Below are 20,919 nucleotides of genomic sequence, written 5' to 3'. Positions count from 1 at the left end.
TCAACCTCCGATCCTGCCTGTGAGCGCCACCTTGAAGGTGCGGCCCTTGCCCTGTTCCGTCGCCGCCGTCGTCGACCAGGCGCTTTGCGGGTCGGTGTAGGCGGTGTTGAAGACGTTATCGACGCTGAAATCGAGCTTGGCGTGGTCGTTGATGCGCCAGTTGGCAAAGACGTTGACCAGGTCGAAGCCGTCATCGACCACGACCGGCGCGTCGGGATTGGTGCGGCTTGTCCGGGTGATCTTGCCGACGCTGAGATATTGCGCACCGACGGTGAGCTGGTCTTCCAGCATTCGGAAGCCGACGGTCGCCGAGAAGCGGTCGAGCGGCGTGTTGTTCAACGTCTGGCCGGAATAGACGCCGCTGACGACCTTGGCGTCGATCAGGGCGCCGGCGAGGTTCGCGAACCCCCAGCCATAGTCGTAGACGGCTTCGGCCTCGATGCCCTTCAGCCGCGCGTCGCCGATGTTGATCGCCATACGCGGCAACACGGTGAGGTCGACGTCGATATAGTCTTCGACGGCGGTGTGGAAGACGTTGACCTTGGCACGAAACAGGTCGCCCGCGGCCAGCACATCGTCATATCTCAGATTGATCCCGGCTTCCCAGTTCTTCGCCGTTTCGGGCTGCAGAAGCAGGTTAGGCTGGTAACTGTCGCCGCCGCCATGCGCGCCGCCGCCGCGATAGACGTCCTGCAGGCCTGGTGCCCGGTAGCCTTCCGAATAGGTGCCGTAGAGCTGGAAGCCATCCAACGGCGTCACGCCGACGGTGAGGCGAGGCGACCAGCGATCGCCCGAAATCGAGGCTTCCGCCGGCGGCACGGTCTTCGTTTTGCCGTCGAGCTGGTAGCCGTCATAGCGCATGGCGGCGATGAGCTGCAGCCAGTCGCTGTAGTCGCCCTGCCATTGCAGGAAGCCGCCATAACCCTGCTGCTCGCCCGAACCGAAATGCGCGGCCTCCGACGTGGCCTCCAGATAGTAGTAGTCGAGGCCGTAGGTGAGGGTATGTGCCAACTCCCAGGCGTCGAAACGCGAGGAGTTCTTCAGGTTGAAGCCGGTCGTGGCGACGTCGTAATAGCGGAAGTTGCCGATCGCCGTTGCCGGCCAGACCTGCGTCTGCTCGGCGCGCGTGCGGTTGTGGTATGCGTTGACATTGAGGTCGATCAGCTCGTTGTCGTCCGGCCTCCACATATAAGCAGCCGTGTAGGTCTGGTTGGTCGTGTCGGTGTCGTAGCGGCTCAGCGTTGGCGAGGTCGAGCCGCTCGATCCGGTGATCTGGTCATTGTAGCGCTGCAGGATCGCGCCGAGCTTGAGCTCGTGGCCGTCGGCCGGCCGCAGGGTCGTCTTCATATAGCCGCTGGTGATGCTCTCGCCGGTCCATGGCACGGCGTCGCCATTGCCATCGGTGTAGCTGTCGCGGTCGCGATAAATGAGGTTGCCGATGATGTCGGCGTCGTCGCTGAAACGGTAGGCGCCGGTGGTGCTGGTGGTGAAGCCGTCGCCATTATCCTCATAGCCCAGCTTCTCGCTCAGCGCCCAGCGCTCCTCCTGCTTGAGGAAATCGCCGGCATCCCTGGTTTCGAAGGAGACAACGCCGCCGATGCCGCCCGAGCCATAGGCGTTCGAGACCGGGCCGCGAATGACGGTCGCTTCCTTGATTAGTTCCGGCTCGACATAGAACGAGCCCGAGCCGTGGCCGACGCGCCAGTAATCCTGGCGGGCGCCGTCGAGCGTCACCACCACGCGGCCATATTGTTCGAGGCCGCGAATGTTGATGGCGGTTGCCGGATCGTCGCCGTTCACCGAAGCGGCAACGCCGGGCGTGGTGCGGAACATGTCGGCGGCGGTGTCAGGCTGGATGCGTCCGAGCTCTTCCTGATCGACGGCGCTGATGGCGGCCATCGATTCGATAATCGCCGTCTTGATCATCGTCGCCGAGATGGTGATCAGGTCGAGCACGGTCGGCTCGTTCTGCCCAGTTCTAGCCTGCTGGGCGACCTTGACCGGCCGATCGGCCTTGGCGGCGGCGCCGTTCTTCTCCGGCTCCTGCGCGGCGGCCAGCGGCGCGGCACACAGGCCGAGCGCGAAGGCGAGCGCGGTGCTCGCCATCAAGGTCTTGTTGCTTGTCTGTTTCATGCGTGCAGCCCCGGGAAAAGCAAAGATTGCTGGCGGCGGCCGTTGGCCCTGGCTGGCATGATGGAGAAGCCTCGACACACGGCCGGGCAGGGGTACTTATTAAAACATGATGATAGTAGTCAACTTAATTTTGCAGGTCTGAGCCTGATCGAAGATTCTCGGTCGGACCCTTGATCTGGCCGCCAAAATCTCGCCCGAGCGATTATGAATTTGTGACGCATCCCGTGCTTCACCTGGTTCAGATCTCCGGAATGCTTTCCCTGAAGATCACCTGCAGCCGTGGCTGGTGCAGTTCGTAAGGCAAGCCCCTGACCGCATGGCTCAAGGTGTTGAGCGCCTCGCGGGCCTCGACGCGCGGGTTCTGGTCGATGACCGCGTCGAGCGTGCCGTCGAGCAGAAGCTCCTTGGTGCCTTCCGTCACCTCATGGCCGAGAAAGACCGTCGACAGCGCGCGCCCACGCTCCTTGAGGGCGCGGGCGATGCCGGTGTTGCCGGCGCCGACATTGTAGATGGCGGCCAGGTCCGGGTGCCGGTCGAGCAGGGCGGAGGCCTCCGAATAGGCCTTCTCCCGGTCGTCGAGCATCTCGCGCATCTCGACGATCTGCAGATTGGGCGATTCTTCCGCCAGTATGTGGCGGAAGCCCATCTCGCGCTCTTCGTGGCCGCGGTAGGAGAGCGAACCGGCGAACAGCGCGACCTTGCCCGGACGCCCTGCGCCCATGAAGCGGTTGAGCAGGTAGCCGGCGAGCCGGCCGGCGGCGCGGTTGTCGATGCCGATATAGGCAACCCTCGGCACATGCAGGATGTCGGAAGCGATGGTGACGACCCTGACGCCGCTGGTCGAAAGCGAGCGGATCGCCTCGCGGACCGTCGGATGGTCGAGTGCGATCACACCGACGCCTTGCGTCTGCCCGTGCAGTTCCTGCAGCAGACGCGCAAGCCGGTCCGGATTGAAACCTTCGATAGTAGCGACACGGACGTCGAGGTCGGGCCGCGCCTGCGCCTGCGCCTCGATCTGGCGGTGCAGCATCTTGATGAAGGAATTGGTGCCGGCGGGCAGGGCGAAATCCAGCCGTATGACCTCGCCAGTAACCGCGTTGAGCGAGCTCGGATTATTCGAATTTTCAGCGATATAGCCAAGCCGCTGTGCCGTTTCGAGCACGACCTCACGGGTGCGCGCCCTGACCCCGGCGCGGTTGTTGAGCACACGGTCGACCGTGGCGGCCGAAACGCCGGCCTCCCGGGCTATGTCTGTCAGGGTGGACCGCACTGTCGATCACCTCATTCCAAAACGCGCCAGGGGCGCATCGAGATCACGCATTTCATGGGTCCACCGTCGGAGAGCGGCTTCATCGCCGTCCGCGATTCTGATGGGAAATGATGTAACCGGCCTTGGCCGATGCGCAAGCCGTTGCGCTACACCAGAGTGCCCAAGCAGACCAAAGCGGGGAGGTGGGCAGCCGGGCTCCCTCAAATTCAAGCACCGGCTTCAGTATGAGAGCCCTTACAAACGCCATTCTTCCCCTCCCGTGAGATGTTATGATGTATTTTGATTATTTATGATGTTGACAGGCTTCGTATAGTGCCGTCAATATCCATCATAAGGGCCGTGGAGGAAACAAGGCCCTGAGGGAGGAGTTCCAATGTCGAATTTGGTCCGCGTGTCGCGGCGCCGTTTGCTGGCGTCCGGTGGAAAGGCGGCAGTCCTTGTTGCCGCCGCAGGTATTGCACCGAAATTCATTCGCCCGAGCCGTGCCTATGCGGCCGATGCCCTGGCGCCCGGCATGATCGGTGGCCCGACGGGTTTCGACGGTTCGGAGCGCTATCAATATGGTGCCGATACGCCGGAGGGCCGCGCCATCGAGGCGGCCAAGGCGATGAAGGGCGCCGGCAAGGCGCCGGCCAAGATCGTACTTGGCCTGTCCGACGGCTCGATCGGCCAGTTGACCCAGCCGTTTCCGGCCGGCGCGCCGTCGATCAAGGATCTCTGGGAGAAGGAAACCGGCATTCCGTTGGAAATCGTCGGTGTGCCAAACGGCCAGGAATTCACCAAGACGATGCAGGACATCTCCACCAAGGGTGGGGCGTATGACATCTACGCGGTCGAATGGAACCGTCTTGGCGACCTCGCCGAAACCGGCGGCATCCTCAAGCTCGACGACTTCGTCGCGCAATACAAGCCGGAATGGGACGATCCCGAGCGCGGCTATGTCGACGGCGCCAAGGGCGTCTCGCTGCTCAACCAGTATCGCGGCTCGACCTACGGCGTGTCGCTGGATGGCGATTTCCAGACCTGGGTCTACCGCACCGATCTGTTCGGCGACGCAGCCGAGAAGAAGGCTTTCTCCGACAAATACGGCTATGAACTGGCGGCGCCGAAGACCTGGAAGCAGCATGACGAGATCGCGGCTTTCTTCCAGCGCCCGGACAAGGGCCTGTTCGGCTCGACCGATCTGCGCAACCAGGGCTGGGGCTACACCAACTGGTATCAGCGTTATGTCTCAATGGCTTCGCCCAATCAGTTCTTGTTCGACGATACCGGTAAGCCGCTGATCAATTCGGAGCAAGGTATCGCGGCGACCAGCGAGTACATCGCGTCGCTTTCGCACCATTCGCCGGATGCGATCTCCTGGGGCTGGCCGGAGCAGTACGGCAATTTCGCCAAGGGCGGCGCGGCCATGACCTGTGCCTTCTCCAATCTGCCGAAATTCCTCGACAATGCCGGCAACAAGGATTCAGCTGTCACCGGCAAGATCGGCTCGATGCTGCCGCCCGGCCGCGAAATCGACGGCAAGCTGGTCAGCCGGTCGGTGCTGTGGCTCAATCTGTCGGCGTCGGTGTCCTCGCAAGCCAAGAATCCGGAGGCCTGCTACCTGTTCCTGCAGTGGCTGGGCTCAAGCCGCATCTACGCCTGGATGACTGCCAATCCGGGCGGCTACTTCGATCCGTTCCGGCTATCGGATTTCTCGGATCCGCTGGTTCGCCAGACCTACCACGCCTACCACATGGACGTGGTGCGCGAGACGGTCGCCCGCACCGTGCCCACCATCAACTATCCCGGCGCCACCGCCTTCCACAACGCGCTGGACGAGAACCTCGTCGCCGCGCTGACCAAGGCCAAGACAGCCGAGCAGGCGATGGCCGACACCGAGGCCGAGTGGAAGAAGATTGCCCGCCGCACCGGCGAGGAGAAGCTTCTCGAAGCGATCAAGACCAACAAGGAGGCCTGGCCGACCGTCCTCGATCCGATCGCCTGATCCTTCCAAGGATCCTACCAAGAAGGGGAGGAGCGGTCGCTCTTCCCCTCGGCAACGAAGGACCCAGCAAAGCCGCAAGATGAAGCGTTCAGTTCCTTTCGAGATATTCCGCTATGCCGCGATCCTTGCGGCGATGGCGGTGACGCTGGTGCCGATCCTGTGGATGGTGTCGATGGCGTTCAAGCCGATCGCCGAATGGTCGGCGACCGGCGCCGACCTGACATGGTGGCCGAAGAACCCGACACTCAGCAATTTCCGCTTCGTCTTCGGTGAATCGACCAACAATCTGATCGTCGCCCTCGACCGCACAGCTTTGAAGCCGATCCTGTCGTCGCTGCTGTCGGCCACATTCGGTACGGCAATCGCCATGTCGGCGGGCACCGCGGCGGCCTACGGGCTGTCGCGCTTCGGCTCGGGCCAGAACCTGCCGCTGGCGCTGATCCAGCTTCGCCTGTTTCCGCCGATGGCGGTCATGACCCCGGTGATGATCATGTGGGCCTTCCTCAACTTCACCGACAGCTGGTGGGGGCTGTCGTTGATCTACGGCATCGTCACGCTGCCTTTCGCGTTCTGGCTGATGAAGACCTTCTTCGACGACATGCCGCGCGAGATCGAGGAGGCGGCACTGGTCGAGGGCTGTTCGCGGTGGCGCGTCTTCATCCGCATCACGCTGCCGATGATGCGCGCGCCGCTGGCCAGTGCCGCGCTGTTCGTCTTCATCCTCAACTGGTCGGACTATCTGATTGCGCTGCTTCTGACGACGCGCGAATGGGTGACGGTCCCTGTCTACATGGCCTCGCTGTCCTCCTCGATGACCGGCCAACTCTACGGCGCCAAGGCGGCGCTCGGCCTGATAGCCGCAGTGCCGCCTGTCATCATGGGCATCGCCATCCAGCGCCATCTGGTGCGCGGGCTGACCTTCGGGGCGCTCAAGCAATGAGCACGGTGACTGCGACGATTTCGGAGGGCGACATGCAAGCCTTCAAAGCGGCGTCGGTGCTGCCGGACGAGGGCGCAAAGCTCGGCTTCCGGCTGACGCTGCCGGCGCAGATCCTGGTGCTGTTCATCGCCGTCTTCCCGCTCCTGATGCAGCTCTACATCAGCCTGACCGACTGGTCGCCGCTGTCGGGCACCGGCTGGTGGAACGCCTGGTCGATGTGGAACAGTTTCGCCAACTACACCGACCTTGCCGCCGATGCGCGCTTCTGGAGTGCGCTGAAGCGCACGGCCATCGTCATGATCGTCTGCGTGCCGACGGAGTTCCTGCTCGGCTTGGCGCTCGCGACACTGTTTGCCGACGAGTTCCCCGGCAAGCGGATCTTCTACTCGATCCTCTTGATGCCGATGATGGTGGTGCCGGCGGTGGCCGGCTACATGTTCTTCATGCTGTTTCAGTCGGGCGGCCCGGTCAACGACATCCTGTCGGCGATCTCAGGCTTTCCCGTCACCATCGCCTGGCTGTCAGACCCGACGCTGGCGCTCATCGCCGTCATGGTCGCCGATATCTGGCAGTGGACGCCGCTGATGTTCCTGATCCTGCTTGCCGGCCTGGTCGGCGTGCCTGAGGACCAGATCAAGGCGGCGACGCTGCTCGGCGCCAACCCCTGGCAGCGCTTCGTCACCATCGTGCTGCCGAAGATGAAGACGATCATCATCATCGCGCTGGCGATCAGGGTGATCGAGAACTTCAAGATCTTCGACACGCTCTACATCATGACCGGCGGCGGTCCTGGCGTCGCTACCGAAACCATCTCCGTTTACATCTACAAGCTCACCACCCAGGACCTGATCTGGGGCTATGTGGCGGCAATCGCGCTGGCCATATTGATCGTGCTGTCCATCGCCGCGGTGTTTGCCATGAAACGCATGGCTCGGGTACGCGAGGTGGCGGCCTGATGAGCACCATCCATCTGCAGAACCTGGTCAAGAAATTTGGCGATTTCACCGCGCTGAAGACGATGGATCTGGCCATTGCCGATGGCGAGTTCATGGCGTTGCTGGGGCCGTCCGGCTGCGGCAAGTCGACGACGATGAACATGATCGCCGGCATGGAAGAGCCGACCAGCGGCAAGATCCTGTTCGGCGAGCGCGACATGGCCGGCGTGCCGATGGGGCGGCGCGGCGTCGGCTTCGTCTTCCAGAACTATGCGATCTTCACTCATATGAGCGTGCGGCAGAACCTCGCCTACGGGCCGAAAATGCGCGGCGCACCAAAGGCCGAGATCGGCCGCCGTGTCGGCGCCATTGCCGAGATGCTGCAACTGACGCCGCTGCTCGACCGCAAGGCGGACAGGCTGTCGGTCAACATATTGCAGCGGGTGGCGATCGGCCGTTCGGCGATCATGGAGCCGGCGATCTTCCTGCTCGACGAGCCGCTTTCCAATGTCGATGCCGCATTCCGGGCGGTGATGCGGACCGAACTGAAGCAGTTGCAGCGGCAGTTCCGGCAGACCATGGTCTACGTCACCCACGACCAGCTCGAAGCGATGACCATGGCCGACCGCATCGCGGTGATGGACCATGGCGTGCTGCAGCAAGTCGGCACGCCACTGGAAGTCTACAACGATCCGGCCAATGTCTTCGTCGCCCGCTTCATCGGCGCGCCGGGCATGAACCTGCTCAAGGGCTGGCCGGCGGAAAGCGACCGTGGCCTGGTCGTCGATCTCGGCCCGCTCGGCGTGACACCGCCGCTGCCGGTCGAGATCGCCGATGCGGCACGCCTGATGCGCGGCGAGGTGTTTTATGGCTTTCGACCGGAGCAGGTGACGCTGGCTGAAGACGGCCGTGGCCTGTCGATGCCGGTGAGTTTCGTCGAGCGGATCGGCGCGCGCACCATCATCCACCTTGGCGACGGCGAGACCGCGGTTAAGGCGGTGTTCGACAATGATGTCGGGCTGGCGATCGGGCAGACAGCCGTCGTCGCACCTGCGGTGGAGGCGGTGCGCGTCTTCGACGCCGTCACCGGCCTTGCCTTGAGAGCGGGCTGAGACCATGGCCGATATCGCCTTCCGCAATGTGACCAAACGCTACGGCAACACGCTCGCCGTCGACGACGCCTCGTTCACTGTCAACGACAATGAGTTCTTCTGCTTCTTCGGGCCGCCGCTGTCGGGCAAGTCGACGATACTCCGTCTGGTGCTCGGGCTGGAAACCCCGGACGCGGGCGAGATCCTGATCGGCGGAAAGCCGGTCAACACGGTGTCGCCGGCCGAGCGCAACGTCGCCATGGTGTTCCAGAATTTGGCGCTGTTTCCACATATGAGCGCGCGCGACAACATCCGCTTTCCGCTGGTCGAACGCCGGGTCGCCGAAGCCGAGATCGAAAAGCGCGTCGCCGACGTCGCGGCCAAGCTGCATATCGGCCATATCCTGCACAAGCCGCCGGCGCAGCTTTCCGGAGGTGAGCGGCAGCGCGTGGCGATTGCCCGCGCGCTGGTACGGGATCCCGCCGCCTATCTGATGGACGACCCGATTTCGGCGCTCGACGCCCGGCTGCGCGAGGAAACGCGGGTCGAGCTGAAGCGCATCCAGCGCGAGCTCGGCAAGACGCTGATCTATGTCACGCACGACCAGGAAGAAGCGATGTCGGTCGCCGACCGAATGGCCATTCTGGAGAACGGCAAGATCAGGCAGATCGGCGCGCCGGCCGAGATCTATGACCGGCCGGCCAGCACCTATGTGGCGCGGCTGCTCGGGTCGCCGATGATGAACATATTGAAGTCGGTGCACGGCGCGGAAGGCGTAGAGGCGGCGGAAGGCACAGTCCGCATCGCGGATGCCGGCGCCCCGGCCGATGCCGTGGAAATTGGACTCAGGCCGGAAGACATCAAGGTCAAGGCCTGGTCGGAGGGGGGCGCGGGCCGCCCGGCGCGAGTGTTCGAGGTCGAGCCGCTCGGCGGCTACACCGTTGTGACGCTCGCCGCCGGGCAGGCGCGTCTGCGGGCGCTGTTGCGCGGCCAGCCGGACATCAGGCCGGACGCGATGGTGGCGATATCCTGCGAGCCGGGCAGGGTGCATTATTTCGGACAGAGCGGGGGAGCGCTGGCACGATGACGGCGGCTGCAAGGAACGAGCTTCGGGAGGAACATATGGCAAGCCAAGAAATGGTGGGCAACGGCTTCGAGCCGGACGTTGAAGTCCGTACCAGGGAATACAGGATCGGCTGCGTCGGCGCCGGCATGATCATGGCCGAATGTCACCTTGCCGCCTATAAGGAAGCCGGTTTCCCCGTGGTGGCGATTGCCTCGCGGACCAAGGCCAGCGCCGAGAAGGTCGCCAAACGCTGGGATATCCCAACCGTCCACGACACGCCGGAACAGCTCATCGAGGACAAGAACGTCGAGATCATCGACCTTGCCTTTCCGCCCGACCAGCAGCCGGCGCTGATCCGCCATGCGCTGAAGCAAGCACATATCAAGGCGATCCTGGCGCAGAAGCCATTGGCGCTGTCCCTTGAAGAGGCCGTCAAACTCCGCGACGAGGCGGCCAAGGCCGACAAGATCCTCTCGGTCAACCAGAACATGCGTTACGACCAGTCGATGCGCGTCTTGAAGCAGATCATCGACAGCGGCGCGCTCGGCGACATCGTTTTCGCCCAGATCGACATGCATGCGATCCCGCACTGGCAGAGCTTCCTCGAGGACTATGACCGGCTGACGCTCGCCAATATGAGCGTCCACCATCTCGACGTATTGCGCTTCCTGTTCGGCGATCCCCTGGAGATCACCACCCTGACCCGCAAGGACCCGCGCACCCGCTTCGACCATTCGGACGGCATCACCGTGTCGACGATCAAGTTCCCGTCCGGCGTGCTCGCCGTATCGCTGGAGGATGTCTGGTCCGGGCCGCGCCAGGAGGGCTACAAGGGCGACCAGCACATCAATTGGCGCGTCGACGGCACCAAGGGCGTCGCCAAGGGTACCATCGGCTGGCCGACTGGCGCTGCCTCGACGCTGACCTATGCCTCGACCGAGACCACCGGTGGTGAATGGGTGACACCCAGCTGGGACACGATGTGGTTCCCGCATGCTTTTATCGGCGTCATGGAGCAGCTCCAGCACGCGGTCAAGACGGGCGAGCCGCCGGCGCTGTCGGTCGCCGACAACGTCAAGACTATGGCGCTGGTCGAAGCCGGCTATCGTTCGATCGACAAGGGCCGGACAGTCAAACTTTCCGAAATATCAACTGACTGAATCACTTACAGGGAGGACTTCACACCATGATGCAGGCAGGTATTTTCACGGGTTATTTCCCGTATGGCCTCAAGGAGACCGCGCAGAAGATCCGTGCGCTCGATTTCAACACCGTGCAGCTCGACCTGCATTTCAGGGATATCGACCTTTCCGCCGGACAGATCACTAGGGACAAGGCCAAGACTGTCCGCGATACGTTCCGCGACCACAATCTGCCGATCTGCTGTGTATCGGGTTATACCAACATCATCCATCCGGACCTGGGCGAGCGCGAGCGGCGCGTCGGCTATTTGAAGGAGATCATCCGCAACGCACGCCATTTCGGCACCCCTTACGTGATCTCGGAAACCGGTACCTACAACACCGAGTCCGACTGGGTGCATCACCCGAAGAACAAGACCGAGGAAGGTTTTGAGGAATGCCGCAAGGTCATCGCCGACCTTGCCCAGACCGCCTATGACCACGGCGCGGTCTTCCTGCTCGAAACCTATGTCAACAATGTCGTCGGCTCGGTCGAGGAGACGGTGAGGATGTTCGCGCAGGTCGACCACCCAGGCCTCGGCCTGCTGATGGACCCGACCAACTATTTCGAAACGCACAACATCGACAGGATGGACCAGATCCTGAACCAGGTGTTCGACACGTTGACCGACAAGATCAAGATAGCCCACGCCAAGGACGTCAAGCGTTCCGGCGGCGACAAGTCGGAAAAGCACGCAGATATCGGCGACGACGACGCGCTGGAGAGCCACACTTTCCGCGGCGTCGGCGAGATCGAGCTGCCGGCCCCCGGTCTCGGTTCGCTGAACTACGACCTCTATCTCAAGCGGCTGGCCGAAAAGCACCCGAACATCCCGGTCATCATCGAACATCTTTCGGAAGACGACGTGCCGCGCGCCAAGAAATTCCTCGACGGGAAATTCCGCGCCAACGGACTGTGATGGCGCGGTTCGGCTACGAAACAAGGGAGGAAGAGAAATGTTGAAATTCGCGTTGAAAATCGCTGCCGCGGCGACCGTTCTCGCCGGTGTGGCGCTGGGTACGCCGGCGCTGGCGCAGGACGCCCAGAAGACGTTCTACCTGCTGTCGCATGGCGGCCCGTCGGATGCCTTCTGGATCGACTGGAATGCCGGCGCGACCAAGGCCTGCGACCAGCTCAAGGTGACCTGCAAGATCTCGTTCAGCGGCGGCGACATGGCGGCGCAGAAGGAGGCCTTCAACTCGGCCCTTGCCGCCAAACCGGACGGCATCGCCACCACCTCGGCGCAGCCCGGCCTGTGGACCGAGGAGGTCAAGGCAGCCAAGGCGGCCGGCATCCCGATCGTGTTCTTCAATACCGACGATCCGGCAACCGGCCGGCAGGCCTATATCGGCGCCGACCTTAAGGAAGCCGGTGTCATCTGGGCGAAATATCTGGTCGACCACAAGATGGTGAAGCAGGGCGACAAAGTGTTCCTGCCGGTCGAAGTGCCGGGCGCCAGCTACCAGCAGCTCGAGACCGAAGGCATCGCCAGCGTCTTCGATCCGCTCGGCATCAAATATGATGTGGTCGATTGCGGCACCGATCCGGCCGGCATCATCGCCAAGATGACCGACTACATAGTCGCCAACAACCCGCCGGCGATCATCGCGCTCGGCGATTCCGTCGCGGCCAGCGTCAAGCGGGTGTTCGACGGCGCCGGCGTGCCGGCCGGCAAAATCCCGGTCGTCGGCTGGGGCAATTCGAAGGAAACGGCCGAGTCAGTGAAGTCTGGGTTCATCAACGCGGCTGCCTGGCAGTTCCCGTCAGCGCAGGGCTTCATGCCGGTGGCGCTGCTCGGGTTGGCCGCCGCTGGCGAACCGATCGGCTACGACATCCACACGTTCAGTCTCTACGACGCCTCGAGCGTCGAACCGATCCTGAAACTCTACAACAAGTGATTGGAACTGACGCTCGCCGCGCAGGCGGCGGGCGTCACCCTGAGATATGGTCGAAACAGTCATGACAATTGCCGCAGAAGAGGAAATGCCGCGTGCCAAACGCAGGTCGAGCCTGATGCGCTCGCCGCAGTTCTCTTCGCTCGTCATCCTGATTGTCCTGCTGGCGGTGTTCGCGATCGCCGACGCCAATTTCCTGTCGCCGGTCAACATCTCCAACATGATGGCGTTCCTGCCCGAGCTCGGCATCATCGCCCTCGGGATGACGCTGCTTCTGACGGCGGGCGAGTTCGACCTTTCGGTCGGTGCCGTGTTCGGGCTGGCGCCGGTCGTGGTCATGCTGCTGGTGCAGAACGGCGGCTTTGATATTGGTGTCGCGCTGCTGGCCGGCCTGCTGATCTGCATAGCGATCGGTGCGATCAACGGGCTGATCGTCACCAAGATCGGCATCTCCTCCTTCCTGGTGACGCTGTCGATGCTACTGGTGGTACGCGGGGCAGCGCTTTACATCACCCAAGGCTTTCCGCTGAAATCCTGGAACCAGCCAGGCTTCTTCGTGACGCTGCTGGCCGGCAGCTTCAATATCGGAACGTTCCGTTTCTATACCTCGCTGTGGTGGTTCATCGGCCTGTCGCTACTGGCGATCTATGTGCTGCACTACGCCAAGCTCGGCAACTGGATCAGCGCTATCGGCTCGAACCGTAACGCTGCCGTGGCGCGTGGTGTGCCGGCCGATGCGGTCAAGATCTGGCTGTTCATCCTGACCTCGGTGCTTGCCGGTCTCGCCGGCATGATCAGCGCCTTCCGCATCTCTGCCGCCTCGCCGGTGGCCGGCACCGGCTACGAGCTCGAAGTGATCGCCATGGTGGTGGTTGGCGGCACCGCGCTGACCGGTGGACGCGGCACCATTTTAGGCACCATCGTCGGCGCGCTGATGCTGCGCAGCATCCGCAACGGCATCGTGCTGATCGGCGTGCCTGGGCTCGCCTACAACATCTTCGTCGGCGTCATCATCCTTGCCATGCTCATCCTGCACGCTTTGCTGCAGAAGAACGCCGCCAGGAGCTGACCATGGAAGTGCTTCGGCTGCAGAATTTGCAAAAATCCTTCGGCAGCGTCCGCGCCCTGAAGAACGCGTCCTTCGCGCTCAACGAGGGCGAAGTGGTGGCCTTGCTCGGCGACAACGGCGCCGGGAAATCGACGCTGATCAAGGCGATCTCGGGCGTGTTTCCGGTCGATCGCGGCGAGATCTATGTGCGCGGCCAGAAGGTCTCCATCCGCTCGACGCGCGACGCGATGGATCTCGGCATCGAGACCATCCACCAGGACACCTCGCTGGCGCCCGACCTCAGCATCGCGCGCAATCTTTTCCTCGGCCGCGAGCCGGTCAATCTCAAATGGCTCGGCGTGTTCGCGCCGCTCGATCTCGCTCGATTGCGCGATGCTGCGTCGGCTCTATTGAAGCGCGTCGGCATCTCGAAAAAACTCGACGCCGATGCGCTGGTCAGCACATTGTCGGGCGGCGAGCGCCAATCGATCGCCATTTCGCGTGCCATGCAATTTGCCGCCAAGGTCATCATCCTCGACGAGCCGACCAACAATCTCGGCGTCGAGGAAACGCACGGCGTGCTGCGCTTCGTCAAGGAAGTGCGCGACGCCGGTCACTCGGTGCTTTTGATCACCCACAACATCCATCACGTCTTCCAGGTCGCCGATCGCATCATCGTCATGCGCCGCGGCGAGATCGTCGCCGAGCAGACGGTCGCCGATACCGATCTGCTGACCGTGGAAAGCATCATCACCGGTGCCGACATATCGGCCCTGCTCAAGGAGACGAGAGCGAAGTGAAGGACCGGAGCAAAGTGAAAGAACTGGCCGTCACATGGTAGAGCTTTACGGCAAGACGCTGTCGCGCCGGCAGGTCTCGGAACGCTCGGGCATGCTGTCGCAGTTCGCCGGCGTGCGGCTGATGACGCTTGGCGACGGCGTCGAGCGCGGCATCCGCATGCTCGAATTCCGCACCGGCTCCGGCCTGCGCTTCACCGCGCTGGTCGACCGGGCGCTCGATATCGCCGATTGCGACTTCAGGGGCCAGGCGATCGGCTGGCACTCGCCGAGCGGTTTTCGCCATCCCGGCCTGCACGAATATGAAGGCGAGGAGGGATTGGCGTGGGCGCGGTCGTTTTCCGGCCTTCTGCTGACCTGCGGCCTCGACCATATATTGTTCATGAACGAGGTACCCGCCGACACCTACAACTACCCGCCGAAGAAGACGGTACGCCATTCGCTGCACGGCCGTGTCAGCACCATTCCAGCGCGGCTGACCGGCTATGGCGAGACCTGGGACGGCGACCGCTGCGTGTTGTGGGCCGAAGGCATCGTCCAGCAATCGACTGTATTCGGCGAGGATCTGCACCTGCTGCGGCGGATCGAGGCCGATGTCGGCGGCAACGAGATCCGGCTTTCGGACCGTGTCGTCAATCACGGTTTCAACCGTACGCCGCATATGTATTTCTACCACATCAATGTCAGTCATCCGGTGCTCGACGAGGGATCGCGCTACCTGGCGCCGATCCGCGACGTCGTCTGGGCCGGGCATGCCGGCGAGCGCTATGAAGCGCAGAAGGTCGGCTACCGCACGGTGCCGGCGCCGCAACCGGGATTCAAGGAACAGGTCTGGCAGCATGAACTCGGCGCCGACAGCACCGGCGAAGTCCCGGTGGCGGTGGTCAACGACAGGCTCGGCCTTGGCTTCGAGGTGGTCACGCGCAAGGACCAGTTGCCTTGCGCCTATGAATGGCAGAATTTCCAGGCCGGGCAGTACGCGCTGGGCATCGAGCCGTCGACGCATCATGTGCTGGGCAATCTGGCGGCGCGCGAACGCGGCGAGATGATCTGGCTGGAGCATGGCGAGAGCCGCTCCTACGATGCGGCGTTCCGGGTCCTCGACGGCGCCGGCGAGATCGCCGCCGCCGAAAGCCGGATCGCTGCAATCGCCAGGCAGCCGCAGCAGGATTATCCGCAGCCGTCGGGCCGTTTTCCTGTTCTTGGAGGCAGGTCGTGATAATGGCGAAGACGATACGGGACACCAGTTGGGAGGCTGGTTCCGGCCGGAGCGGGGAGGGTTCGCGGCCGATCGGGAATTGGAGGTCACAATGGCTGGCACGGTAAAGCGCGATTACAGCCTGGTCGGCGAAAGCACGCGCAGGGCGATCGAGACGGGACTGGCCTCGGCGGAGTGGTACCACACGGATGTCCCCCGCAAGGCGATCAAGGAGTTGATGCAGCGCTCAGACGGTCCGGCGATCCGCGACACGATCATCTGGATCGTCGCCATCCTCGGCTCCGCCGCCGGCGCCATCTATTTCTGGGGTACCTGGTGGTGCGTGCCGTTCTTCTTCGTCTACGGCGTGCTCTACGGCTCGTCCAGCGACTCGCGCTGGCACGAATGCGGCCATGGCACTGCCTTCCGCACGCGCTGGATGAACGATGTCGTCTACCAGATCGCCAGCTTCATGCTGATGCGCAACCCGGTGACCTGGCGCTGGAGCCATGCCCGTCACCACACCGATACCATCATCGTCGGCCGCGACGCCGAGATCGCCGTGATGCGCCCGCCGGACCTTTTGCGTGCGGCGCTGGCTTTCACCGGCATCCTCGATTTTCGCTATTCGCTTCCGGCACTGGTACGCCAGGCGTTCGGCAAGCTGACGCCCGACGAGAAAAGCTACGTTCCCGAGATGGAACAGCACAAGGCCGTCATCGCGGCGCGCTGGCATATTGCCATCTACATCGCCACAATAGCACTCGCCCTTTTCATGCAGTCGTGGGTGCCGGTGGTGCTCATCGGCGTGCCGCGCCTTTACGGCACCTGGCACATGGTGATGACCGGCCTGCTGCAGCACATCGGTCTGGCCGACAACGTCGTCGATCACCGGCTCAACACCCGTACCGTGTACATGAACCCGATCAGCCGGTTCATCTACTGGAACATGAACTACCACGTCGAGCACCACATGTTTCCGATGGTGCCCTATCACGCGCTGCCCAGGCTGCATGAATTGATCAAGCACGATCTGCCGGAGCCGAACCCGTCGATATGGCATGCCTATCGCGAGGTCTGGCCTGTCCTGCTCAGGCAGCTCAAATACGAGGATTATTTCCTCAAGCGCGAACTGCCGCCAACCGCACGGCCCTATCGTGGCGAATTCCACGAGGTGAACATGTCGGCAGCGGCTGAGTAGGTACTGCGCACAAGCGCAACGCAGAAATTTCAGGAGAGATAGAGATGGCCGATTGGGTCGAAGCGTGCGCCGTGGACGATGTCGAAGAGGAAGATGTCATCCGCTTCGACCATGGCGGCCGCACCTTCGCGATCTACCGTTCGCCGGACGATGAATTCTTCGCCACCGATGGGTTTTGTACGCATGAGAAGGCGCATCTGGCCGATGGGCTTGTGATGGACGACATCATCGAATGCCCCAAGCACAATGGCCGCTTCAATTATAAGACCGGGCAGGCGAAGGGCGCTCCCGTTTGCGTCAATCTCGCGACCTATCCAGTCAAGGTCGAAGCTGGCAAGGTGATGATCCAGATCGCCTGACCGGCCTTCTGTCACGTAGCAAAGGGGACCAAAATCCATGAGCCGGAAAAGACCGACCGTCGCAGACCTGCGTGCCATGAAGGGCAAGCGGCAGCTGACGATGCTGCGCGTGCTGACGATGGACGAGGCCGAGGCCGCCGAACGCGCCGGCGTCGATATCGTCTCGGTGCCGCCGGAGCTGGTACTCAATCCGCAATACCGCGATGCGGCACCCAGCCTGTTCACCATGCCGGGCGAGAATTTCTTCGAAATCGGCACCGCCGATGATTTCGTCCGCTGGGCGTTCCGGCTCTACAAGGCCAGCGCCGATGCGGTCTATTGCAGCGCCGGGTACGCCACCATCAAGCGGATGGCCGACGATGCCATTCCGGTGATCGGCCATGTCGGCCTCATCCCGTCACGCGCCACCTGGACGGGCGGCTTCAAGGCTGTCGGCAAGACCGCCGATACCGCCATGCAGGTGTTCGAGGCGGTGAAGCAACTGGAGGCCGCCGGCGCGATCGGCGCCGAGATCGAGGTGGTGCCGGTCGAGGTGGCCAAGGCGATTTCGGAACGCACGTCGCTGATCATGCTGTCGATGGGAGCGGGCACCGGCTGTGACGCGCAGTATCTGTTCGCCGACGACATCCTCGGCCAGAACCGTGGCCACATGCCGCGCCATTCCAAGGTCTATCGCAATTTCGCCGCCGAATACGATCGCCTGCAGGCCGAACGAATCGCTGCCTTCTCCGAATATGTCGCCGATGTGAACAGCCTGGCCTATCCCGAAGACAGGCACGTCGTGCACATGGACCCGGACCAGCTCAGCCTGTTCCTGGAGAAGATCGAAGCCGCATGAGACGCCCCGGCAGCGGCACGAAGCGTCATCGCGGATCGTAAAAGGCCGGTTCGGCGCCAGCGCCGGGTCATCGCATGGCCGGCTGCGATGCCACACGAAAGTTTGTTGGACCAGGTCTGGACGGCACCGGCCAGATACTGTTGAAACCGGTGGGTCATCGGTTTGCCGGATAATTGTGCGGTTGCCGATGGAGCGGGTGAAAATTCCCCTTCGGACAGTTCTGTGCATGACCGCCATTCCCGAAAACAAAGCCTTGCCCGAAACCGCGCCGGCGGCGCGGCAAGCTCGGCGGGTGGCGCTGATCGTCGCCGTCGCCTTTTTCATGCAGCTTCTGGATTCGACCATCATCTCGACCTCGCTGCCGCAGATGGGAGAATCCTTCGGCGTGCCGGCGGTGGCGATGAGCATCGGCATCACCGTTTATATGCTGACCATGGCGGTGTTCGTGCCGCTGTCCGGCTGGCTTGCCGACCGTTTTGGCGCGCGCAACATCTTCCTCGTGGCGATCGCCCTGTTCACGCTGGCCTCGCTCGTTTGCGGCATCTCACAGAACTTGGCCGAGTTCGTCGCCGCACGCGCGGTTCAGGGCCTGGGCAGCGCGCTGATGACGCCGGTCGGCCGCATCCTGGTATTGCGCAACGCGCCGAAATCCGAGCTTCTCAACGCCACGGCGCTGATCACCTGGCCGGCGCTGTTTGCGCCGGTGGTCGGGCCGGTGCTTGGCGGCTTCATCACCACTTATCTCTCCTGGCACTGGAATTTCTTCATCAACATCCCGCTTGGCGTTGCCGGTTTGGCACTGGTCGCCCGCTTCATTCCCGGCGACCGCGAAGCCGGAGCCAAGCCGCTCGACTGGCCGGGCTTCCTGCTGACCTCGGTGGGGCTCGCCGCGATGCTCTATGGCCTCGAGCGCATCGCGCATCCGGAAGAGGGTGTGTTGCCGACCGTGGCACTGCTCGGCACGGGCATTTTGGTCGGCTGGCTGGCGGTGCGGCATCTGCAACGCGCCAACCATCCGCTGCTCGACCTCACAGCTTTCAAGGTGCAGACCTTTGCCATCTCGACGCTTTCGGCCGGCACGATCTTCCGCATCGCCATCAACGCCACTCCATTCCTGCTGCCGCTTTTGTTCCAGGTCGGCTTCGGCCTGAGCCCGGTCGATGCGGGCATGATGATCCTGGCCTATTTCCTCGGCAATCTCGGCATGAAGGCGGTGACGACGCCGATGCTGAGGCGCTTCGGCTTCCGTTCGGTGCTGATCGTCAACGGGGTGATCGCCTCTTTATCGATCATGGCCTGCGCGGCGCTTTCGCCGCAGACGCCGCAAGCGTTGGTGGTGGTGCTGATGCTGATCGCCGGCCTTTCGCGCTCGATGCAGTTCACCGCGCTCAACACACTGGCCTTCGCCGATGTGGCCTCACCGCAGCGCAGCTCGGCGGCGACGTTGTCCAGCATGCTGCAGCAGATGGCGATGCTGTTCGGCGTAGCGGTCGCCGCGGCACTGCTCAACCTGTCGCAGATCGCCAGGGGCGCTGCGGCGCTCGATCTCGTCGACTTCCGACTTGCCTTCGTGGCGATCGGCGCAATCGGGCTCGTCGCCTCGTGTCGCTTCCTGGCATTGCCGAAGGCTGCCGGCGCCGAGGTCTCGGGCCATGTTTTGCGGATTTGACGCAGGAATCCAGCGGCAATCGCGGACATAAATTATGCCTGCTTCGCTCGTTCCGGAGCAAACCTTTGCCGGCGCTTCGATCGGCGCGATCAATTGCAAAACAGCTTGAGTTCCCGGCATTGCGCCAGCCTCGCCAATCGGTGCATCCAAGCGCGGAATTTCCTCGCAAGCCGGCCTGCAATGCGCGGATTCATTTGACGAATTGGTCTTGAGCCGATTAGCTTTCGTTCCGATGGCCGCAGAGGGAGCAGGGCGTAGCCATCGCGGGTGAAAGCGGGCAATGAACGCGACCGGCTGGCTAAACTGGAGAAGCCTGAACCAAGAGGGCATTGTCTTTGCCATCGCGGTTGTGCTGTTCATTGCCGCCGCCATCGGACTGCCCGGGTTTATCAATTCGAACAATCTCGTTGCCATCGTGCGCTCGGTCTCGGTGCTGGGCATATTGGCGCTCGGCATGGCGGTCGTTATCATCGGCAGGGGCATCGATCTCTCGGCGGTGGCGATCATGGCGATGTCGGTCGCGTGGTATCTGCAACTGCTGAATTCGGGGATGCCCGACGGGCTGGCCTTCGCCTATGTGCTCGCCGGCGTTCTCGCCATCGGGCTGTTGAACGGAATCCTGGTCGCCTACGCCGAGGTCCCGGCGATCTTCGTGACGCTGGCGACCGCGTCCTTCGTCTTCGGCTATGTGCGTTCACAATTGATCACGCAGGACGCCGTGCCGGTGCCGCCCGGCCATTGGGTCGAGCTTCTGGGCGGGCTGCGTTTCCTCGACATCCCGGTCGAGGTGTTTGTCTTCGCCGGGCTGGCTTTCGCCTTCTTCCTGTTCCTGCGCTACACCAAATGGGGCCGCTACGTCTATTTCGCCGGCGACAACCCGGTCGCGGCGCGCAATATCGGCATTCCAGTGCGCCCGATGCTGGTGCTGCGCTACGTGCTGTCGGCCCTGGTCTCGCTGGTTGCCGGCCTGCTCACTGCGGCCAGCCTGCATTCGATCAACACCCGCATCGTCAATTCCACGCTGCTCTACGACATCGTGCTGGTTGCGGTGATCGGCGGCATCGGTCTGTCTGGCGGGCGGGGCGGGGTGCGCAACGTGCTGGTGGGTGCCGCGCTGATCGGCATCCTGCTCAACGCCATGACCATCATCGACATTCCGCTGCTCTATCAGAACCTGATCAAGGCCGCGATCCTGCTGGCGGCGATCATCGTCGACGGGTTCATCAATCCGCGCGACGAGCAGACCGCGCAGCAAGGCGACATTTAAACTGACGCGAACGGTTGGGGCCGGCCGCGAACGACATACCAAA

Annotated in this window: 18 protein-coding genes; 16 read left to right on the top strand and 2 right to left on the bottom strand. The window is 62.9% G+C overall.

Annotated elements, in window-relative coordinates; translation table 11 throughout:
- Both NKH33_RS26080 and NKH33_RS26075 read right to left on the bottom strand, forming a co-directional pair.
- Window positions 1–2,133, bottom strand: a complete 2,133-nt coding sequence (locus tag NKH33_RS26080; RefSeq protein ID WP_352922159.1) for a TonB-dependent hemoglobin/transferrin/lactoferrin family receptor — start codon at window positions 2,131–2,133, stop codon at window positions 1–3.
- A gap of 238 nt (window positions 2,134–2,371) precedes the next feature.
- Window positions 2,372–3,403 carry a LacI family DNA-binding transcriptional regulator gene (locus NKH33_RS26075; RefSeq protein WP_352922157.1) on the bottom strand — a complete coding sequence of 344 codons (1,032 nt, stop codon included), beginning with the start codon at window positions 3,401–3,403 and terminating at the stop codon, window positions 2,372–2,374.
- A 373-nt stretch (window positions 3,404–3,776) separates the two neighbouring features.
- Between NKH33_RS26075 and NKH33_RS26070 the strand changes: the two genes are divergently transcribed.
- The 16 genes from NKH33_RS26070 (at window position 3,777) to NKH33_RS25995 (ending at window position 20,876) form a co-directional block, all read left to right on the top strand.
- Entirely contained in the window at window positions 3,777–5,390 is a 1,614-nt protein-coding gene (locus NKH33_RS26070; RefSeq protein WP_352474231.1) for an extracellular solute-binding protein, read from the top strand.
- 79 nt (window positions 5,391–5,469) lie between these two features.
- Window positions 5,470–6,330, top strand: coding sequence for a carbohydrate ABC transporter permease (locus tag NKH33_RS26065; protein ID WP_352541114.1), 861 nt, complete (start codon window positions 5,470–5,472; stop codon window positions 6,328–6,330).
- Window positions 6,327–7,286 carry a carbohydrate ABC transporter permease gene (locus NKH33_RS26060; protein ID WP_352922155.1) on the top strand — a complete coding sequence of 320 codons (960 nt, stop codon included), beginning with the start codon at window positions 6,327–6,329 and terminating at the stop codon, window positions 7,284–7,286. Before NKH33_RS26065 ends, NKH33_RS26060 begins: the two co-directional genes overlap by 4 nt.
- Entirely contained in the window at window positions 7,286–8,377 is a 1,092-nt protein-coding gene (locus NKH33_RS26055; protein WP_352922153.1) for an ABC transporter ATP-binding protein, read from the top strand. Before NKH33_RS26060 ends, NKH33_RS26055 begins: the two co-directional genes overlap by 1 nt.
- Before the next feature lie 4 nt (window positions 8,378–8,381).
- Window positions 8,382–9,443, top strand: coding sequence for an ABC transporter ATP-binding protein (locus tag NKH33_RS26050; protein ID WP_352819969.1), 1,062 nt, complete (start codon window positions 8,382–8,384; stop codon window positions 9,441–9,443).
- Between the two features lie 50 nt (window positions 9,444–9,493).
- Complete coding sequence (locus NKH33_RS26045) at window positions 9,494–10,582, top strand: Gfo/Idh/MocA family protein (RefSeq protein ID WP_352922197.1); 1,089 nt, start codon at window positions 9,494–9,496, stop codon at window positions 10,580–10,582.
- A 26-nt stretch (window positions 10,583–10,608) separates the two neighbouring features.
- Window positions 10,609–11,523, top strand: a complete 915-nt coding sequence (locus NKH33_RS26040; protein ID WP_352922152.1) for a sugar phosphate isomerase/epimerase family protein — start codon at window positions 10,609–10,611, stop codon at window positions 11,521–11,523.
- 37 nt (window positions 11,524–11,560) lie between these two features.
- Window positions 11,561–12,502: a sugar ABC transporter substrate-binding protein gene (locus tag NKH33_RS26035; protein ID WP_352922150.1), complete on the top strand. Its 942-nt coding sequence runs from the start codon at window positions 11,561–11,563 to the stop codon at window positions 12,500–12,502.
- Window positions 12,503–12,563: 61 nt separating this feature from the next.
- Window positions 12,564–13,568 carry an ABC transporter permease gene (locus NKH33_RS26030; protein ID WP_352922148.1) on the top strand — a complete coding sequence of 335 codons (1,005 nt, stop codon included), beginning with the start codon at window positions 12,564–12,566 and terminating at the stop codon, window positions 13,566–13,568.
- Window positions 13,565–14,347 (top strand): ATP-binding cassette domain-containing protein, encoded by a 783-nt coding sequence (locus tag NKH33_RS26025; protein ID WP_352505663.1) that lies wholly within the window; start codon window positions 13,565–13,567, stop codon window positions 14,345–14,347. The genes NKH33_RS26030 and NKH33_RS26025 overlap by 4 nt, the downstream gene beginning before the upstream one ends.
- Before the next feature lie 34 nt (window positions 14,348–14,381).
- The gene (locus tag NKH33_RS26020) at window positions 14,382–15,563 is read left to right on the top strand and encodes an aldose 1-epimerase family protein (protein ID WP_352686245.1); all 1,182 of its coding nucleotides are present in this window, start codon (window positions 14,382–14,384) and stop codon (window positions 15,561–15,563) included.
- A 91-nt stretch (window positions 15,564–15,654) separates the two neighbouring features.
- Complete coding sequence (locus NKH33_RS26015) at window positions 15,655–16,743, top strand: fatty acid desaturase family protein (protein WP_352452737.1); 1,089 nt, start codon at window positions 15,655–15,657, stop codon at window positions 16,741–16,743.
- Between the two features lie 44 nt (window positions 16,744–16,787).
- Window positions 16,788–17,102, top strand: coding sequence for a MocE family 2Fe-2S type ferredoxin (locus tag NKH33_RS26010; protein ID WP_023675786.1), 315 nt, complete (start codon window positions 16,788–16,790; stop codon window positions 17,100–17,102).
- A 37-nt stretch (window positions 17,103–17,139) separates the two neighbouring features.
- Window positions 17,140–17,940 (top strand): 3-methyl-2-oxobutanoate hydroxymethyltransferase, encoded by an 801-nt coding sequence (locus tag NKH33_RS26005; RefSeq protein WP_023675787.1) that lies wholly within the window; start codon window positions 17,140–17,142, stop codon window positions 17,938–17,940.
- Window positions 17,941–18,166: 226 nt separating this feature from the next.
- Window positions 18,167–19,609: a DHA2 family efflux MFS transporter permease subunit gene (locus tag NKH33_RS26000; protein ID WP_352819967.1), complete on the top strand. Its 1,443-nt coding sequence runs from the start codon at window positions 18,167–18,169 to the stop codon at window positions 19,607–19,609.
- Window positions 19,610–19,889: 280 nt separating this feature from the next.
- Window positions 19,890–20,876, top strand: coding sequence for an ABC transporter permease (locus tag NKH33_RS25995; protein ID WP_352452739.1), 987 nt, complete (start codon window positions 19,890–19,892; stop codon window positions 20,874–20,876).
- The last annotated feature ends 43 nt before the right edge of the window (window positions 20,877–20,919 follow it).

It is taken from the genome of Mesorhizobium sp. M1182, from assembly GCF_040318335.1.
Lineage (GTDB): Bacteria > Pseudomonadota > Alphaproteobacteria > Rhizobiales > Rhizobiaceae > Mesorhizobium.
The sequence above is the reverse complement of the archived record's forward strand: the minus strand, read 5'-3'. Positions and strand labels throughout refer to the sequence as shown.